The following is a 16,978-nucleotide window of genomic DNA, read 5'->3' as shown; positions in this document are numbered from 1 at the left end:
GTTATAAAACTAAAAACTTCTCAATTTTCGATTATATTTGATTTTTATAAAATACAATTACTACTGATCAAAATGAGTTTTGACGCCCCAAGTTTTCAAGATATGTACAAACAACACAAGTCTCTCGTGTACAACGTGGCGCTTAGTTATGTGCAAAATGTTGAAGATGCCGAAGAAATTACTCAAGATGTTTTTGTACAATTGCATCAATCAATAGGCACTTTTAAAAGTCAGTCGAGTTTAAAAACTTGGATATATCGTATTGCAATAAATAAAAGTTTGGATTTTTTAAAGCATAAAAAAAGTCAAAAACGTTTCTTTATTTTTGGGAAACGATCGGATAACGAATATGAGATTCAAAATATTTCTAATTTTGAACACCCCGGAATTTTATTAGAAAACAAAGAAAAATCCAAATTACTTTTTGAAGTGATTAATGAACTAGTCGAAAAACAAAAAACAGCTTTTATCTTATCTAAAATTGATGGCTTGACTAATCCTGAAATTTCGGTGATAATGGAGATAACAGTTTCGGCTGTGGAGTCCTTGCTTTTTCGAGCAAAAGAAAACCTCAAGAAAAAATTAGGAAATAAATTTGACGAGTACCGCAAGAAATAAATATAAAAATAGTCTAATAGACAAGGGGACTTCAAAGTGAATTAGAAAAACACAAAAAAGAAGAAACCGAAAGGGAAGAACGATTAATGAAAATGAAATTTTAGGAAAATGGAAAAAGATAAATGGATAGAGGGGGTAATGGATACGGCGAAACAGATTGTTGAAGTTGCACCTGCAGATGGTTTGTATTTTCAAATTCAACAAAAGCTAAACGCAAAGAAAAAAGTACGCAAAGAAGTAATGTGGCTTGCAGCTGCTTCAATCGTGATTTTGGCATCGATCAATATTAAGGTGATTTATAGTGACCTTCAAGTAGAGCACGAAATGGAAGAGACTGCTCTAGTGGCTTCTGTGTCAGATTCAAATCAATTTTATTTTAGATAAATTATGAACAAAGTAAAAATATTAACAATCTCTGTTATTGCCCTTGTACTTTTGAATATTGGGTTGATAGTGTTTATAAGAGTTATGAAGTCTAGAATGTTTGGCGGCTCTAGGGGTGGAATGCGTACTATGATTATCAAAAAACTTGATTTTGATACCCAACAACAAGTACAGTTTGAGGCCATAGTTAAAATTCATAAAGCAAAAATTGATAGCTTGGATCAAGTCCAAAAAAATACTAAGGAGAGCTTGTTTACTCAATTAACGCAACCCGAAGTGAATGAAAACGTGAAGGATAGCTTGATTACTGTATTGGCAGAAAATCAAAAAGTAATTGAAAATGCTCACTTCGAACATTTTAGAAAAATGAAATCTATTTGTAAAACCCCAGAACAGCAAGAGAAATTTAAGGCACTTGTAAAAGAGTTAGGTGAGATGTTTGCTCGCCGCAGAATGATGCACCAATAAGATTAAGTAAAGAGAAATACATTTGTTTTAAAATACATTACGATATATTGGCCCATTCTAACGTCTTTGTTTGGTGTTGAATACTCCTCAAATAGATACTATTGCTAAATTGAAAGAATAGGCCAGCCATAAAGGGTGTGTTTCGGGTAAGTGGGATTTGTTCAAAGGTGATAATATAATTTTGTATATTTTAACCCAAAAAAAATACTATTTTTCAAGTAACTCCGTTGGATTTATGGGCAAATTAAAGGATTTTCTATTCACCGAAAATTTCATTTTAGTTCATGGTAAACCTCACATTCGGGGAGCTTATAGCGTTATGTTACCTATTGAAATGGATTCTGTCATCGAGGATAGTACCGCATTGAAAATGGAGGGATGAAATTTCGATTTTTTTTTAAATAATTCGTAAACAACATACCATACCTTTATGTTTTAAAAATATTGACATAATTGAGATCTAGGGATTTTATAGTGGGATAGCTATTTATATATTTTCTTTAAACGAGTTTTTGAGATAAATAGTCTAACATAGCAAAAGATATTGGTTTCGAAAGAAAATCAATAACCATTGGGTATTTTTTTGTTTTCTCTAAGTCTGCAGGGTCAATAGTAGAGGATAATACAACAATAGGAGTATTATTAAATTCACTAAATTCATCTTTACAAAAACTATCTAGAAACTCCCATCCGCCCATAACAGGCATGTTTAAATCTAAGAAGATAAGTTGCGGAAGGTTTGTTGTAATTCCATCTTTCTTACTGTCAATGTAATATTGGAGTGCTTCTTCTCCATTTTTTGCTGTAACAGTTTCTTTTGAAAATTCCATTTTGGAAATGACCTTTTTGCATAGCATTAACGTAATAGGATCATCGTCAACACAAAAAATTTTATTTAGCATTTTGTTTATTTTTGAAAATTAAAGTAAAAGTTGTGCCCTTGTCGACTTCACTATTTATACTTATGGTACCTCCCATCGCTTCAATCTGAGATTTAACAAGGTATAAACCAAGTCCTTTACTGTCGGGGAGATCGTGAAAACGTTGGTAAAGTCCAAAGACTTTATTTTTGTTTCTATTTAGGTCTATACCGATTCCATTATCTTTAAAAGTTAATGTAATAAGGTCATTTACTTGTTCTGCAATGATTGTTATTTTTAGGGGGCGTTTGTATGATCGGTATTTTAAAGCGTTTGATAGTAAATTTAATAATATGCTCTCAATGTAAGATTTATTTATGATTAAAGAGGGCGCTTTATCAAATTCAATTTTTATAATTGGGCTTTGTTTCTCAATTTGAAAAGAAAGCTGATTGAAAACGTTTTCAAATACATCTTTCAATAATATAGATTCTTTTTCAATTGAAGTGTTGTCTTTTATGATCATTACCTTGGTAAGATCATTAATGGTTTCGCTTAATAAATTGGTTGATTTATTGAAGCCATGAAGAATTTCTTTTAATTCAATATCTTGAATAGGGATATCTTCAACTAGATTTAGAAGTCCTGTTAAATTTGATATTGGAGCTCTTAAATTATGAGAAGTAATATATGAAAAGTGTTTTAAGTCTTTATTGTTTTTAGTTAATTCTAGAATTAATTGTTCTTTTTCCTTTTCTTGTCTTTTTACCTCGGATACATCTCTTTGAATAGAGACCCAGTGTAAGAGTTCTTTATCGGAATTAAATATAGGAATCATAGAGAAGTGTAGCCAAAATGCTTCTCCATTTTTTTTATAACTGATCATCTCAATTAAAGATTCTTTTTGTTCTTTTATGGAAGAGATAACTTTTTTCACGATTTTTAAATCTGTATTTTTTCCTGCAAGAAAGTCCGGAGATTTATTTAGGATTTCTTCGGGCAAATATCCTGTCATGGTTGTAAAAGCTGGATTTACATAGACTATTTTAGGTAATTTGTTTTTATTGAAATGTGCTTCCGTTATGACAATTGAATCCTTTGTTTGTATAATTACAGTTTCTAGTAATTTCAATCGTAATTCTTCTTCTTTTCTTTTGGTGATGTCTTGAACGGCTCCGATCATTCTAGTAGGTTTGCCATTTTCGTCTTTAATTAGAAAACCTCGATCTAGTACATATTTATAGGTATTGTCTGCGCATTTAAAGCGATACTCGTCTTGCCACTTTTCTGTTTTTTGTTCAATAAAAGCATATAATTTGATAGACATTTTAATACTGTCTTCCGGGTGAATATTTTCAAACCACCAAAGTGATTTTTTACCTACTTCATCATTTTCGTACCCAAAAAGGCTTTTGATACCATTATTCCAAGAAAAGCTATCTTCAGTTATGTTCCAGTCCCAAATAGTATCACTAGTAGCTTTAGCTACAATATCATATTTTTCATTAGATTCTCGAATATCGGACATACTCTTTTTTAAACGCTCATAAATAGCCTTGTTTTTAGTATTATTATCTTTTAAAATAAATCTAAAAATTAATCCCGTAATAGTTACTAATAGGATGTCTTTTGCGAAGTTGCAAATAGGATAATTTTCTACTGATCCTAACTTTAAAGAAAGTTTATGAAAAACAATTACTGCAAATAGTGCAATAAGAAGATAAACAATGGTTATTTGATTTATTTTGTTTTTCATTACCCAAAAGTAATTAATAAATATGATTTATAAAGTTATGAAAAATAAATTAATTGAAAAAAAAAGATTAAAGTAGGTAGTTAATGGTTATATAGAGTTAAGAATGTGTAAACTACTTTGATATTTGTTTTTTATTTCAAAATAAAGTGTACCTTTGCACCCATTAAAAATCACAGATGGAATCTATTAGAAACATTGCAATTATTGCCCACGTCGATCACGGTAAAACAACTTTGGTTGATAAAATTATGTATCACTGTCAGTTATTTCGTGACAACGAAAACACAGGTGACTTAATCCTTGATAACAACGACTTAGAGCGTGAAAGAGGTATTACTATTACTTCTAAAAATGTTTCAGTACAATACAAAGGAACAAAAATCAACATTATTGATACTCCTGGTCACGCCGATTTTGGTGGTGAGGTAGAGCGTGTATTGAATATGGCGGATGGAGTTTGTTTGCTTGTTGATGCATTTGAAGGCCCTATGCCTCAAACGCGTTTTGTATTACAAAAAGCATTAGACCTTGGTTTGAAACCATGCGTTGTTATAAATAAAGTTGATAAAGAAAACTGTACTCCTGAAGAAGTTCATGAAAAAGTTTTTGACTTAATGTTCGAATTAGGGGCTACTGAAGAGCAGTTGGATTTCCCAGCGGTTTACGGTTCTGCTAAGAACAACTGGATGTCTGACCATTGGGAAAATGTAACTGATAATGTTGAGGCATTATTAGATATGGTTATCGAAAATGTACCAGCTCCTAAAGTATCAGAAGGAACTCCTCAAATGTTGATTACGTCTCTTGACTTTTCTGCGTTTACAGGTCGTATCGCTATTGGTCGTCTTGAAAGAGGTGTATTGAAAGAAGGAATGCCAATCTCATTAGTAAAAAGAGATGGTACTGTAACAAAATCTCGTATCAAAGAATTACATACTTTTGAAGGTCTTGGACGTAAAAAAGTACAAGAAGTTATTGCAGGAGATATTTGTGCAATCATTGGTGTTGAAGGTTTTGAAATTGGTGATACTATCGCTGATGCTGAAAATCCTGAAGGATTAAAATCGATTGCTATTGATGAGCCTACAATGAGTATGTTGTTTACAATTAATGATTCTCCTTTCTTTGGGAAAGAGGGTAAATTTGTAACATCTCGTCATATTAGAGAAAGATTAACTAAAGAGCTTGAGAAAAATTTAGCCATGAAAATGGGTGAAACTGACTCTGCTGATAAGTTTATGGTTTTTGGTCGTGGTGTACTTCACTTGTCTGTTCTTATTGAAACAATGAGAAGAGAAGGGTATGAGTTACAAATCGGTCAACCACAAGTTATCATCAAAGAAATTGATGGTAAAAAATGTGAGCCAATTGAGGAATTAACAATCGATTTACCAGAAACACTTTCGGGTAGAGCGGTAGAGTTTGTTACTATGCGTAAAGGTGAAATGTTAAGTATGGAAACAAAAGGAGAACGTATGATTGTAAAATTTAATATTCCATCTCGTGGAATTATCGGATTGCGTAATCAACTTCTTACTGCAACTGCTGGTGAGGCTATTATGGCACACCGTTTTATTGGATACGAACCTTACAAAGGAGAAATTGCTGGACGTAACAAAGGTTCATTAATTTCTATGGAAAAAGGTAAAGCTATTCCTTATTCTATCGATAAATTACAAGATCGTGGTAAGTTTTTTGTTGAACCAAATACTGAAATTTACGAAGGTCAGGTAATTGGTGAAAACTCTCGTGCTGATGATATGTGTGTAAACGTAACGAAAGAGAAAAAACAATCTAACGTTCGTTCTTCTGGAAATGATGAGAAAGCGAGAATTATCCCGCCAATCATTTTCTCTCTAGAGGAAGCTTTAGAATACATTCAAAAAGATGAATATGTAGAGGTTACTCCAAAATCTATTCGTTTGAGAAAAATTTATTTGACTGAAACTGATAGAAAAAGATTTAAAATCTAATACTATCACAAGTATATTAAAAAAGCCATTTCGAAAGAAATGGCTTTTTTTTTGTTCAATAGTAGTGCTAATTTTTTTTGTGGATTTGTTTTGATACTGGAAAAACATTGTAATATTTTTAAATTTTGACAATTAAGCGACATAGTTAGTTCTGTATTACTAGTAAAATTAATACTAAAACAAATTCAGTTGTTGTATTTTACATGATGGGTTGTGTTTTGCGTGAGGGATTGCAGTGGAAATCCTTTTTTGGGGCTTTTTTTGCCCCTAAAAAGATTGGAACGTAAAGCCCGACCCGCTTTTTTGCGGGTCACGCGCATCATTAAATTCTATCTTTTTAAACTAAAATGACCTTTGGCTTCTGTGCCATCTTCAAATTTGACTGTGTACCAATAATCATCCGCAGGAAGTGGATTGTTGTTGTAAATCCCATCCCAGCCTTGATCTAATGGGTTTAATTGTTTAAGTAGTTTTCCGTATCGGTCAAAAATGTAGATAACAGATTTGGCATTAAAGTCATTGTTTATTCCTTGAATGTTCCAGTAGTCATTGTATCCATCTCCATTTGGGGTAAAGAATTTAGGAGCTCCTAGTACTGAAATTACTTGAGATACCGTTCCGCATCCATTGATGTCTCTGACATATACAGTCTGAATACCTGCTGCTACATTGTTAAATGTATTGGAGGTTTGGAAGAAGTTGAATTCATCATTAATACTATATTCGTAGTCGCCTAATCCTTTGGCGATAATGGTTATGGAATTGTTGTCTATTAAATCATTGATTTCAATAGATGAAATAGTAGCAATATCTGATGGAGTGACTTTTATATTCCTGATTCTGCTACATCCAGTTATCTTGGATGTTACCTCGACAGAATAATCGGCTTCTGCATTTACCTCTAGCGTAGAATTTGTTTCTGTTGGAATTTCTGTGTTGTTTTTGAACCATTTGTAAAAGTAATCTGAAGTAGAAGAGCCATCTTGAATACCTGCATCAAGTTGAATAAAAAAAGTGGGGATGTTGGAGCAAATTAATTTGTCTTCGTTACCATTTAAGTTGGTATTGATAACAGGTAAAGGGTTTGTTTTTAAGGTAATGAATCCGAGTCCAGAACAAGAATTGTCACTATTTGAATCGACTCGTATCCATATTTGTTGTTCATTAGGAGAGCTAATATTTCTATAGTTGGAGGTATTTTGTATGGGATTGAGTTCTGCCAAAGCATCTTGTTTGCTTTTATAAAAATATACTGAATAATTCGTTTCAGGAAACATTATTTTTAAGTCATTTTCGACACTGCTAAAGTCGAATGTTGCTATACCATCTTGGTCATTATTGTTGGAGTTGTTGTTGCCATCAGTATCTAATAAGTCGTCACAAATTTCAATTGTTCTATTAAAAGTTGATGGTATTTGAGCATTTACTACATCCAGTTGAATTTGTGATGTATTGAAACAATTGTTGCTGTTTTCCACTCTTGCCCAAACGGTCATTGGTGTAGGAGTGGTATTGGCAAAATGTATCGGATCTGGAATTAAATCTGTTGTAGTTCCTGTATCTGCACCCGACTGTGAAGTATAATAACGGATAGATTCATTTACTGCATTTGCTGAAATAGCATCATTTTTAACCGTTAGATTAAAAATTGAAATGCCGTCTGTATCGTCGTCACATTGGACAATTCTAATGTCGTTTACAGTAGGTATTGGATAAACAGTTAACGTAGTTTCAGAAGAGAGTAGTCCACAACTATTTCCTATTCGATCAATAAAAACTCTGTATTTATAGCCATTCATAGTAGTTGTCACTGAATTTATTTTTAGTTGGTTTGTGGTTGCGTTGCTGTAAGTGGTACCATTTGCAATCGTAGTCCATGTAGTGCCATTGGTGCTTACTTGCCATTGATAACTATCTCCATTTGCTACAACTGGAATTATTGCTTGCTGTAATTCGCAGGTTGCTGGAGCATTTGGTTGGTTAGTAATGATAATTGGTGCGGCAATTTTATAATTGTTATTGGGTGGTGTAGTATAGCCATCTGTTTTGCTAGTAACCAATCCCTTATTGTCAACTGTTGGTGGCACATTTGAGCCTAGTAGACCATCATCATTTGGATCTGAAAAACCAGCTTCTTTTACATCGTAACAAAGGTCATTATCACTATCTAGATCACGAAAGTTTGCTGTTCCGTCAGCATCCGTATCTGTAATGGAATATTTAAGTATACCATTGTCAGGATTAGTTTCTAAACTATCGGCAAGTCCGTTCGTGCCAAACGAATTGCCATCAACTACTCCATTAGTATCAGCATCTGGTGTACTACTTCCAGATTCTACTAAATCATAAATTCCATCATTGTCACTATCTAAATCTAAAAAATCGGCAATTCCATCATTGTCAGTGTCTTTAGGAGTTAGTCCACCAGCTCCAAAAGCATCATTCAATCCATCATGATTTGCATCAACAAATAATATGATAAATGTATTTTCTTGCCCTTCAATCGTGTCTGGTATTCCGTCGTTGTCACTATCTAAATCTAAGTCATCTGTTATTCCATCAGCATCAGAATCTTTTGGAACGCAACTGGCATAAAAGCTAAAACTAGCCGAATTTGCTTCTGTATCTGATAAATTGATATGGGTAAAACTGATAGTTTCGGAAAGGTTAGTTTGAAGTTTAAAGTCTATAGCGGGAGCAGTTCCAGAAGCAGGCAATAACACTGTTCCATTTAACCTAAATCGAACGTCGAAAGAAGAAAATTCGGTGACGTCACTTTCATAAATTCCGTCATAATTGGTATCTATCAATAATTGGTTTGAGGGGTTTAAAATAGTTATTGTTTTATTGGTTGATGATTTAATAATAAATTCTTCATTTGAAAGCGAAGAAGCAGTTGCAGTAGCAATTGGATTATATTTTAAACCAAGACTAATGGGGGTGTTAAATTTTAATTGATAATTTATGGAATTTGTATTTCCTGCAGCTATATTAGTGGTGAAACTTCCATTAATGTTCCCTGTAAAGGTATTTGTTCCTGCTCCCACTGATGAAGAAGAACTGGTATATGAATTGCTGTAATTGCCAATAGCAATAGTTCCTCCAGATAAATTTGAAATATCAATTGCTTTGTCACCATAAGATTCCGTGCAATTGGTTATCCCATCATTATCGTTGTCAATGTCGATATTGTTGTTTACGCCATCTCCATCAGTGTCTACAGGGCAGTCGCTTACTGGGATTTCATCGGATACAGTTGTTGTGCTACAACTTGTGATGTTTTTTTTTACTTGATAATAACCGGGGCCTTTTTCTAAAAGGCTTGGTATGTAAGTGTTTGAAATTTCTCCTGGAATATCAACGCCATTAAATACCCATTGAAAAGTATTATTTAGCGGGTCTGAAGTTATTTTTAATTGAATATTAGGCATGCAACCTGTAGTGGTTGATACTACATTGTTTAATGCAATTTCTGGTTTTAAGTCAAAGCCTGAGTAGTAACCACCATACGTGGCAGCATTATTAGTTCCGTAATAGGATACATAAACTTCTTTAGTTGATTGTATAGAGGTATTTCCGGATAATCCGCTTACTGAGTAATAAACATAATTAGGATTTCCATTAATAGCTTTAGGACTTGATACAATTGCCGAATTGTTAATAGATACATCGGCTCCAGTTTTAGTCACAATATTTACAGTTCCGGTATAATTTGTTGTGCCAATTTTATTTATAAAAGGAATATTATCTACGATGCTAGGTGTTGCACAATTTAATGGTGGTACAAAACATAAATTTTGATTAGCTGCTGATTTTCCCCCACCAATACTTTGGTAAGCAAAAACATTATTAGTAGATGTAACATATAGATTTCCATTAATAAAATCATGTCCATCATAAACAAAGTATTCTCCAGCATTTATCGTCACTGTACTAGCGGAACCATTTATTGAAATTTGAGTATTGTCTTCTTGTGCAATGAGTAAAACTCTTTCTAAGGCGTTACTCCCTAATCCTTCGATGAAAATATATTCATTACCTGTTTTTTCAAAGGATACAATTTGATCATAGCCAACATCCCTTCCATTAATACCTGTAGTAACGTCACCTATTATTCCAGTAGACTGATAATTACTTCCTCCGATAGAGCCACAATTTACCACCACATTTTTATCAGTAGTGATTAATCCTCCAATGAGGAGATTACTTCTATAATTAGTACCATTATTTTCGATAGCCATAATATAACTCTCGTTTTTATTTAATGTTACAGAAATGGGACTATTGTATATAGTCCCATCTGTCAAAGTGGTTCCAACAGCTGTACTGTTAAGAGTAATGGTAATGTGAGTGTCATTTTCAGTAGCTAATATTGAAGCGAAATTCAGTAACCCCGTAGTGTTATATTTGTTAAGCATTGCTCCAATTCTAAATGTTTTACCTAAGGCACTATTCCCCTTGGAAACTAGCCCGCCGGATTGATTGTTGTCACCATTGTTTGTTCGAACACTAGTGTAAATTAAATCCGGAGCTTCTACAATGTAACCTTTGTTTGTTAGTTTACCAATAGTTGTACTTGGTGTACATAATTGGGTATTCGTACCAGTTCCTATAGTATATACGATTGGATTTGCATTATTAACAATTTTTGTAATTGGAGTACCACCAATTGGAGTTATGGTAACAATTACATCAGTAATTGTTGGAGTTGAAATATATAAATACTGATCTTCTGGAGTAACAGTTGTTCCACTGGCAGAGGTCAATGGTGGGATATAGTGAGTCTTACTAAACTGCGCAAAACTATTGAGAGTAACAAATACAAATAACGTTAATAAAGTATTTTTCATTTGCTAAAAATATTGATGTTTTTTATTTATGTGATTAAAAATAATAACAATCTGTCTTTATTTTAGTTAAAACTTTGTTAGATTATTAAAAGCGATTTTTTTTAATTTGATTTTAAAAATTAAAGAGTAACTTAAAGAAACTAAATTTGATGTAAATTTGCATTAAAGCCCTACTATTATGAGTGATTCTTCTGTTCAGTTTAAAAAGCCTTCCTATCCTATCAATGAGTTTTTATTTGAATATTTAGATCGTTACGATCGCATATCGCCTGTTTCTGTTTGTTATGATGATTTGCTCCGATTTTCGGGCTCCATTGTTGTTTATGACAAAAACGACCATGATACGCTATGGGTACGCGTCTATTATAATGAATTTGAACGCAATGAGATTGATTTGAATCTAAAGAAAATCTACTCGTTATTGCACTCTGATGGAAATCTAGAAATCATTAAATTTCTTAATATTGATGCCATTGACTATTGTACCTTTGGAAACTCAAAACCCTTTCGAGTAAAAGTAAGAAACATACTCAACGATAATTACGTTCACTTTTACATCAAAAAAGCAGATGCTTCCCGCCTTTATGGTCTAGAATTAGAAGATATTCTTTCACCAGATAAAATTAATTTTTTGGTCTATGAAGACACCTTAATCGAAGAGCACATCATCGGAATACCAGGTGACGTATTTATGGAAACATTATTGAAAAAATGTACAGAAACTGAAAAAGCACAAATCGCCAAAGAATTTGTAAAATTCAATGAGCGCTGCATGATTCGACTATTGGGAGACATGCGTGCATACAATTATGTGGTTTTGCCTATTCATGATTTTGACCAAGTAGTATATCGTATTCGTCCAATTGACTTCGATCAACAATGTTACGAGGGCAATTTTAAAATTTATAGACCGCAGTTTTTTAAAGAAAATGCACCAATGGTACAATTGGTAAAAGCAAAATTGCAAGACTCCTCTATTGAACAATACAAAGACGAAGAACGTGCTGCATTATCCAAAAGGCTTCACTCTGCCCGCAAGCGAGTGGGGAGGTTATTACACATTATGTGCAATGACTTTTTAGCACCCGATGCCCATACCGAAAAATTAAAACTAGAATTATTTCGGTACACCAGCGATATCAATTTCAAAAATGCGAACTCGATGGGAGATGTATTAGAAGCCGCTTTTGGATTTGTATCTAGAAATTATAAAAATACCAATATCTTCAGGCCAGGGTTTTAATTTATACTCACTTGATTCATCTTATGGGCGTGACCCGCTGAAAAAAGCGGGTCGGGCTATACGTTGCAAGTCCTCAACAAGTTTCGCTATCGCTACACTTTTTTGCGGGCTTTCCTCTTCTATCCCTCACGCAAAACCATCATGAGTCCATCATGAGATTTAAATAATTATATCAAAGTAAGTTTCGTTACAAATGGATCAAAAAGACTTTTTAAGTTGATCTCAGTATATTTGAGGCAAAAATCACCCGAGCCAAATCAATATTAAAACATATAATAATGAAAAAATATCTCAATATCATCGTCGTATTTTTTGTCTTGGCTTGCCAACAAAAGTCAAATAATCTAGTCGAAAAATATGCTTTTCCCAAATCATTAAAAGAAGTTTCAGGTTTAATAACCCTCCAAAATTCAGACTTAATGGCCTGCATTGAAGATAGCGGGAATAAAAACGAAATCTACCTGTTGGATTCCAATGGGGAAATTAAAAACACCATCAAAATTAATGAGGTCAAAAACAATGATTGGGAGGACATCACCAAAGACGTTAAAGGGAATTTATACATCGGTGATTTTGGGAACAATGAAAACGAACGAAAAAATTTGGCTATCTATAAAATCGATAAAGACCAATTATCATCTGCCAAAACCAAACCAACGGCTATCATTCAATTTGCGTATCCAGAGCAAACTGATTTTCCCCCCAAAAAGAAAAATCGAATTTTTGATGTAGAAGGCTTCGTTTTTTTTAAGAATAACTTTTACTTATTTACCAAAAATCGCTCCTCCAAATTTGACGGAACGGCTTTTATTTATAAAGTTCCCAATGTAGCAGGAAAACACCTAGCCCAGAAAGTAGGGGAGTTTAAAACGGGACCAAATTATCAAAATTATGTAATAACAAGTGCAGCAATAAGCCCAGACCAAAACAAGTTAGCCATCTTGACACACAGTAAAATTATTGTTTTTGAAAATTTTAAAGATGACAATTTTCTATCTGGCAAAAAAACTGAAATAGATTTACAGCATTTTTCTCAAAAAGAAGCGATCTGTTTCAAAGACAATACCACCATTTTCATCGCAGACGAAAAAGTAAAAAAGTCAGGGGGGAAGCTCTATGTCTTTAAAATGCAAACCCCAGTCCAAAACTAATTCGAGCTTCTTCTGTTTTGCTCTTAAAGTAGGTCAATCTAGCCGTTAGAGTATTGATTCCGTTAAGCCACAAACCGCCGCCTACCGCTTGGTGCCATTGAGAACTATTCTCACCATCCAACCATATACGACCGTAATCAAAACCTGCTAAAACACCATAACTCATAGGGACAATACTCTCTTTGATATTCCCGATGTTATAGCGCAAATCACTACTTTGGTAAAAAGAGCTTTTACCCAAAAAGCGTTGATTTCTAAAGCCTCGTAAACTGGTGTCTCCACCCAAAACAGCTCCTTGGTAAAACTCATAATTATTGTTCAAAATAGCTTTTGCTTTCACAATCGAGGCAACGACCCATTTACCATATGCATCAATTTTATGGTTAAAATTTAACTTAGATTCTATCGTTGGGAAGTTTTTACGAGTTTCGCTTAGATTGGTTTTCCATGATCCAATTAATGAAAATCCCATTCCCATAGTAGGTAAGGAGGGGTTGTCATAGTTTTCATAATGGTATCCTACTGTAAGACCTGCAAATTGTTGATTGGTAAAAATAATAGGATCAACAATAGTTGGGGTTGCAATGTAGCGTGTTGCCGATTTTTGTACTTGAATATTTTCAAAAGTGGGTTGTATTTGCAAACGACTACCAAAGCCACCAATTTTTTCGAATTGCGGTGCAATAGTAACAATGCTAATTTTGACTCTGTTGTAGTTCATGCCATTCAGTTCTTCAGTATTGATTGTCTGATTTCCATATCCAAAAAAGTTAATAGCAAAGTTTGGACTAGTAAAACGAGTTTCTAGGTTGAAATCCCATTTTGTTGAGATTTTTGGAGCTTTAAAAGAATATAACAATTCATAACCACTTGTTGCAAAATAATAATTGGCTTTCAAAATATGTTTTCTCGAGTATGGATTTTGTTTGAAGTTATTGACTGTATAATTGGCTATTATCCCCAATTTTACTCCATCATCAGGGTTAAAACCGATAGTTGGTAAACCCGAAAAAGCATTGTATTTGGGTAAATTGTAGTTATAACTATTGACCGTATAGTCATCGGTTAATTGTTTTTTGGTTTCAATAGCTACATCGAATGTGTTCTTTTTTGAATTAAAATCTATAATACGTACTCCTGTACCATTTTCAACAGTATAGTTGTCATGATTAAGACCACCCAACAAAATCATTCTGACCGTAGTTTTTGCATTTCCTTTTACTTCAAAGGTATCGTCATCATCTAAGCCATATACCCATAGGTGTTTTGTTTTTTTACCAGAAATTATTTTAGTGTATAGTAATTCAGGTCCATCTTTTTTAATTCGGTTAACAGTTACTTGCAGCTTATTACCACTTTTTCTCTCGATGATAAACTGGTCTTTCTTATTGGTACCAACAATCAATACTCTTTTTTCTAAGGTTTTGGCATATGCAATTGCATAGTGTACTAGTTCCTTTTTACGAGTTTTTAATTTGGATTCCAATGAACTAATTGTTCTGTCTTGAACTTCTTTTGGCAAAGAACGAAATGCTTCATCAATGGCTTTGTCAGATAAATTATCTTGAATAAATTCGGCTTGTGCAATCCAATCGTCTGCGGTAGCTGTTTTTAAAACGGCTAAATCCAATGGATAAGGTTCTCTATTAAACCATTTTACATTTTTTATTTTGTTCTTGAAAGTTTGCATATGACGCAAATCTGGTATATTCATCAAAATGGATAGCAAGGCACCATCGTATTTGGAAAAGGCTTGATCGCGATCACGTGGAATAGCTTTATATACAATTTTTTCACCGTCATGGTATTCTCCCCAACGCCATTGGTCATGATGCCTGTCCCAATCACCAAGTAACATATCAAACAACCTAGCTCTGATATACGCTTGTTCGTCAATATGATATTTTTCGTCTTTGTGGATTTTTTCTAAAACTTCTTCGGTACTGATAATATCTTCGGGAGTGTCAAAACTGGCTAGGTTTTTTTGACCTTCTGAAACATGTTCCTCGATAAAATACAGTTCATTACCAAAATTGGTATTAAATTCCTCTAAAGCATTTTGTTTCGGTACATAAAATAATTTAGGATTTGTATGGCTTACACCTATTTTTTTGGCCAAATATCCAACTGCAAGTGATGTGTAAGGATGTGAGCTGGTATAAAAGTCCAATAAAAAGTCTTCGGCATAGGTGTTTTCAAATGCTTCTTCTACGTATTGATCCTTAAAAGCAACCGATTGCAAAAAACGAGATGCACTTTTCTTTAAAGCGCGCATGGCATATTCTTTTCCGTTTGCATCTACAAGTCGTAGTGATTTGGATTGATGACCACCACCGGCTCTTTTTGGCCACAATCCTCCGTATAGCGTATCCAGATTTACCGTTTTTGTTTCAATTGGAATACTATAATAGGGTCTATAGTGTTTTCCAAAAATAAAATTATAGAGCCCAGATTTATGTGTTCTTGCTTGGGTATAAACAGAAGCTTCTATAGTTGGAGCAAATGTAGTAGAGAACTTCGGGACCAATATAGGGGGGGATTCTAAAATGGTCTGTTGAAATAGTAGTTTTTTTTGGTTGTAAAACGAAACAGCTGTTTTTCCATTTTTATAAATAGTAAGAACCGCATACCCTTTTTTACCATATGAAAAGTCATTGGGGAATAGCGTCTTTGCAGCTTCTTCTTTCGAACCAGCTCCACTCACAATTTGTTTGATATTTTGATGGTCTATATATTGTAAGTTGTGATCATGACCAGAAACGACTACAACATTGTCTTGACCTTGAAGTAAGGTTTTGATTCTGTTGGCAAATGTAGAATATTGTTTGTTTTGGATATCTTGAGGACTAACGCCGGATGTTTTTCGAATAAGATTAAGAAACGATCCAAGAATAGGTAATGGGATTTTTTGCTCTAATGGGAAAATTTGCTTCTTCCATGAAAATTGTCCGCCATGACTACCGTTGCTCATCAGTGGATGGTGCATGGCTAATACAATAGTCTTGTCTTTATTTTTATTTAAAAGATCTTCTAGCGCAACAAAAAAAGCTTCACGAGTTTTGATGTCACAATCATCATTTATTGTTGGTGATTTATTCCAGTCTTCCAGATACCATTCACTATCCACGGTGATCAGTAGCACATCATCATTAATCTTAACATCATCAATGGCACAACCTTTTCTGGGGGAGAAAGCTTTTTTGTCTTTGAGGTAGGCTTGAACTAAATCTTCTTGCTTTTTTAAACCTTCAATTCCGCTATACCAATCGTGGTTTCCTGGGATGAAAATGGTTTGCCCTTTGAAATCTTTAGTGATTTTTAGTTGGTTGAATAATTTTTGTTCGGCCGATTTGTAATTGGGGTTTGATTCCTTACTCGGTATACCTTTGGGATACACATTGTCACCCAAGAAGAGTAGAGTAGAGTTTTTTTCGGCTGTCTTCAATTTTTCTTGTAGAGGTGATAGAATAGAGTTCGAAATGTCTGTATTGGTATTCCCGGCATCTCCAATTAAATAAAAGGTATGGGCAATTTTTGAGCTATCTTTCTCGTTTATACCATTCGAATTATTTACCTTAGAACCATATTGTTCTTTTTTTGTAGCGCAAGCGCATAAAAGAGCAGATATAAAAATAAGAATCAGCCGTTTTTCAAAAAACAATTTCATATTTTAGT

10 protein-coding genes are annotated in these 16,978 nt (G+C 33.6%); 6 read left to right on the top strand and 4 right to left on the bottom strand.

The features are described from left to right. Positions 1-72 precede the first annotated feature (72 nt). The 3 genes from M2326_RS08860 (at position 73) to M2326_RS08850 (ending at position 1,470) form a co-directional block, all read left to right on the top strand. Positions 73-618, top strand: a complete 546-nt coding sequence (locus M2326_RS08860) for an RNA polymerase sigma factor (protein WP_264619206.1) — start codon at positions 73-75, stop codon at positions 616-618. A 108-nt stretch (positions 619-726) separates the two neighbouring features. Beyond that, the gene (locus M2326_RS08855) at positions 727-1,002 is read left to right on the top strand and encodes a hypothetical protein (protein ID WP_264619205.1); all 276 of its coding nucleotides are present in this window, start codon (positions 727-729) and stop codon (positions 1,000-1,002) included. A 3-nt stretch (positions 1,003-1,005) separates the two neighbouring features. Then, positions 1,006-1,470 carry a Spy/CpxP family protein refolding chaperone gene (locus M2326_RS08850; protein WP_264619204.1) on the top strand — a complete coding sequence of 155 codons (465 nt, stop codon included), beginning with the start codon at positions 1,006-1,008 and terminating at the stop codon, positions 1,468-1,470. A 500-nt stretch (positions 1,471-1,970) separates the two neighbouring features. Here the strand turns inward: M2326_RS08850 and M2326_RS08845 are convergent, their stop codons facing one another. After that, positions 1,971-2,372, bottom strand: a complete 402-nt coding sequence (locus M2326_RS08845; RefSeq protein WP_264619203.1) for a response regulator — start codon at positions 2,370-2,372, stop codon at positions 1,971-1,973. Then, a complete protein-coding gene (locus M2326_RS08840) occupies positions 2,362-4,086 on the bottom strand; it encodes a PAS domain-containing protein (RefSeq protein WP_264619202.1) in 1,725 nt (574 codons plus the stop codon). The genes M2326_RS08845 and M2326_RS08840 overlap by 11 nt, the downstream gene beginning before the upstream one ends. A 176-nt stretch (positions 4,087-4,262) precedes the next feature. Here M2326_RS08840 and typA point away from each other — a divergent pair, with 176 nt between their 5' ends. After that, positions 4,263-6,059: a translational GTPase TypA gene (gene typA / locus M2326_RS08835; protein WP_264619201.1), complete on the top strand. Its 1,797-nt coding sequence runs from the start codon at positions 4,263-4,265 to the stop codon at positions 6,057-6,059. A 329-nt stretch (positions 6,060-6,388) separates the two neighbouring features. On the opposite strand, the gene M2326_RS08830 is transcribed toward typA, so the two are convergent. Then, positions 6,389-10,909: a T9SS type B sorting domain-containing protein gene (locus M2326_RS08830; RefSeq protein WP_264619200.1), complete on the bottom strand. Its 4,521-nt coding sequence runs from the start codon at positions 10,907-10,909 to the stop codon at positions 6,389-6,391. A 178-nt stretch (positions 10,910-11,087) separates the two neighbouring features. Between M2326_RS08830 and M2326_RS08825 the strand changes: the two genes are divergently transcribed. Together M2326_RS08825 and M2326_RS08820 are read left to right on the top strand one after the other, a co-directional pair. Further along, positions 11,088-12,152: a hypothetical protein gene (locus M2326_RS08825; protein ID WP_264619199.1), complete on the top strand. Its 1,065-nt coding sequence runs from the start codon at positions 11,088-11,090 to the stop codon at positions 12,150-12,152. Between the two features lie 278 nt (positions 12,153-12,430). Then, entirely contained in the window at positions 12,431-13,303 is an 873-nt protein-coding gene (locus M2326_RS08820) for a hypothetical protein (protein ID WP_264619198.1), read from the top strand. On the opposite strand, the gene M2326_RS08815 is transcribed toward M2326_RS08820, so the two are convergent. Then, positions 13,275-16,970: a metallophosphoesterase gene (locus M2326_RS08815; RefSeq protein WP_264619197.1), complete on the bottom strand. Its 3,696-nt coding sequence runs from the start codon at positions 16,968-16,970 to the stop codon at positions 13,275-13,277. The genes M2326_RS08820 and M2326_RS08815 overlap by 29 nt on opposite strands. Positions 16,971-16,978 lie beyond the last annotated feature (8 nt).

The sequence above is a fragment of the Flavobacterium psychraerolatum genome (assembly GCF_025960985.1).
GTDB lineage: Bacteria > Bacteroidota > Bacteroidia > Flavobacteriales > Flavobacteriaceae > Flavobacterium.
The sequence above is the reverse complement of the archived record's forward strand: the minus strand, read 5'-3'. Positions and strand labels throughout refer to the sequence as shown.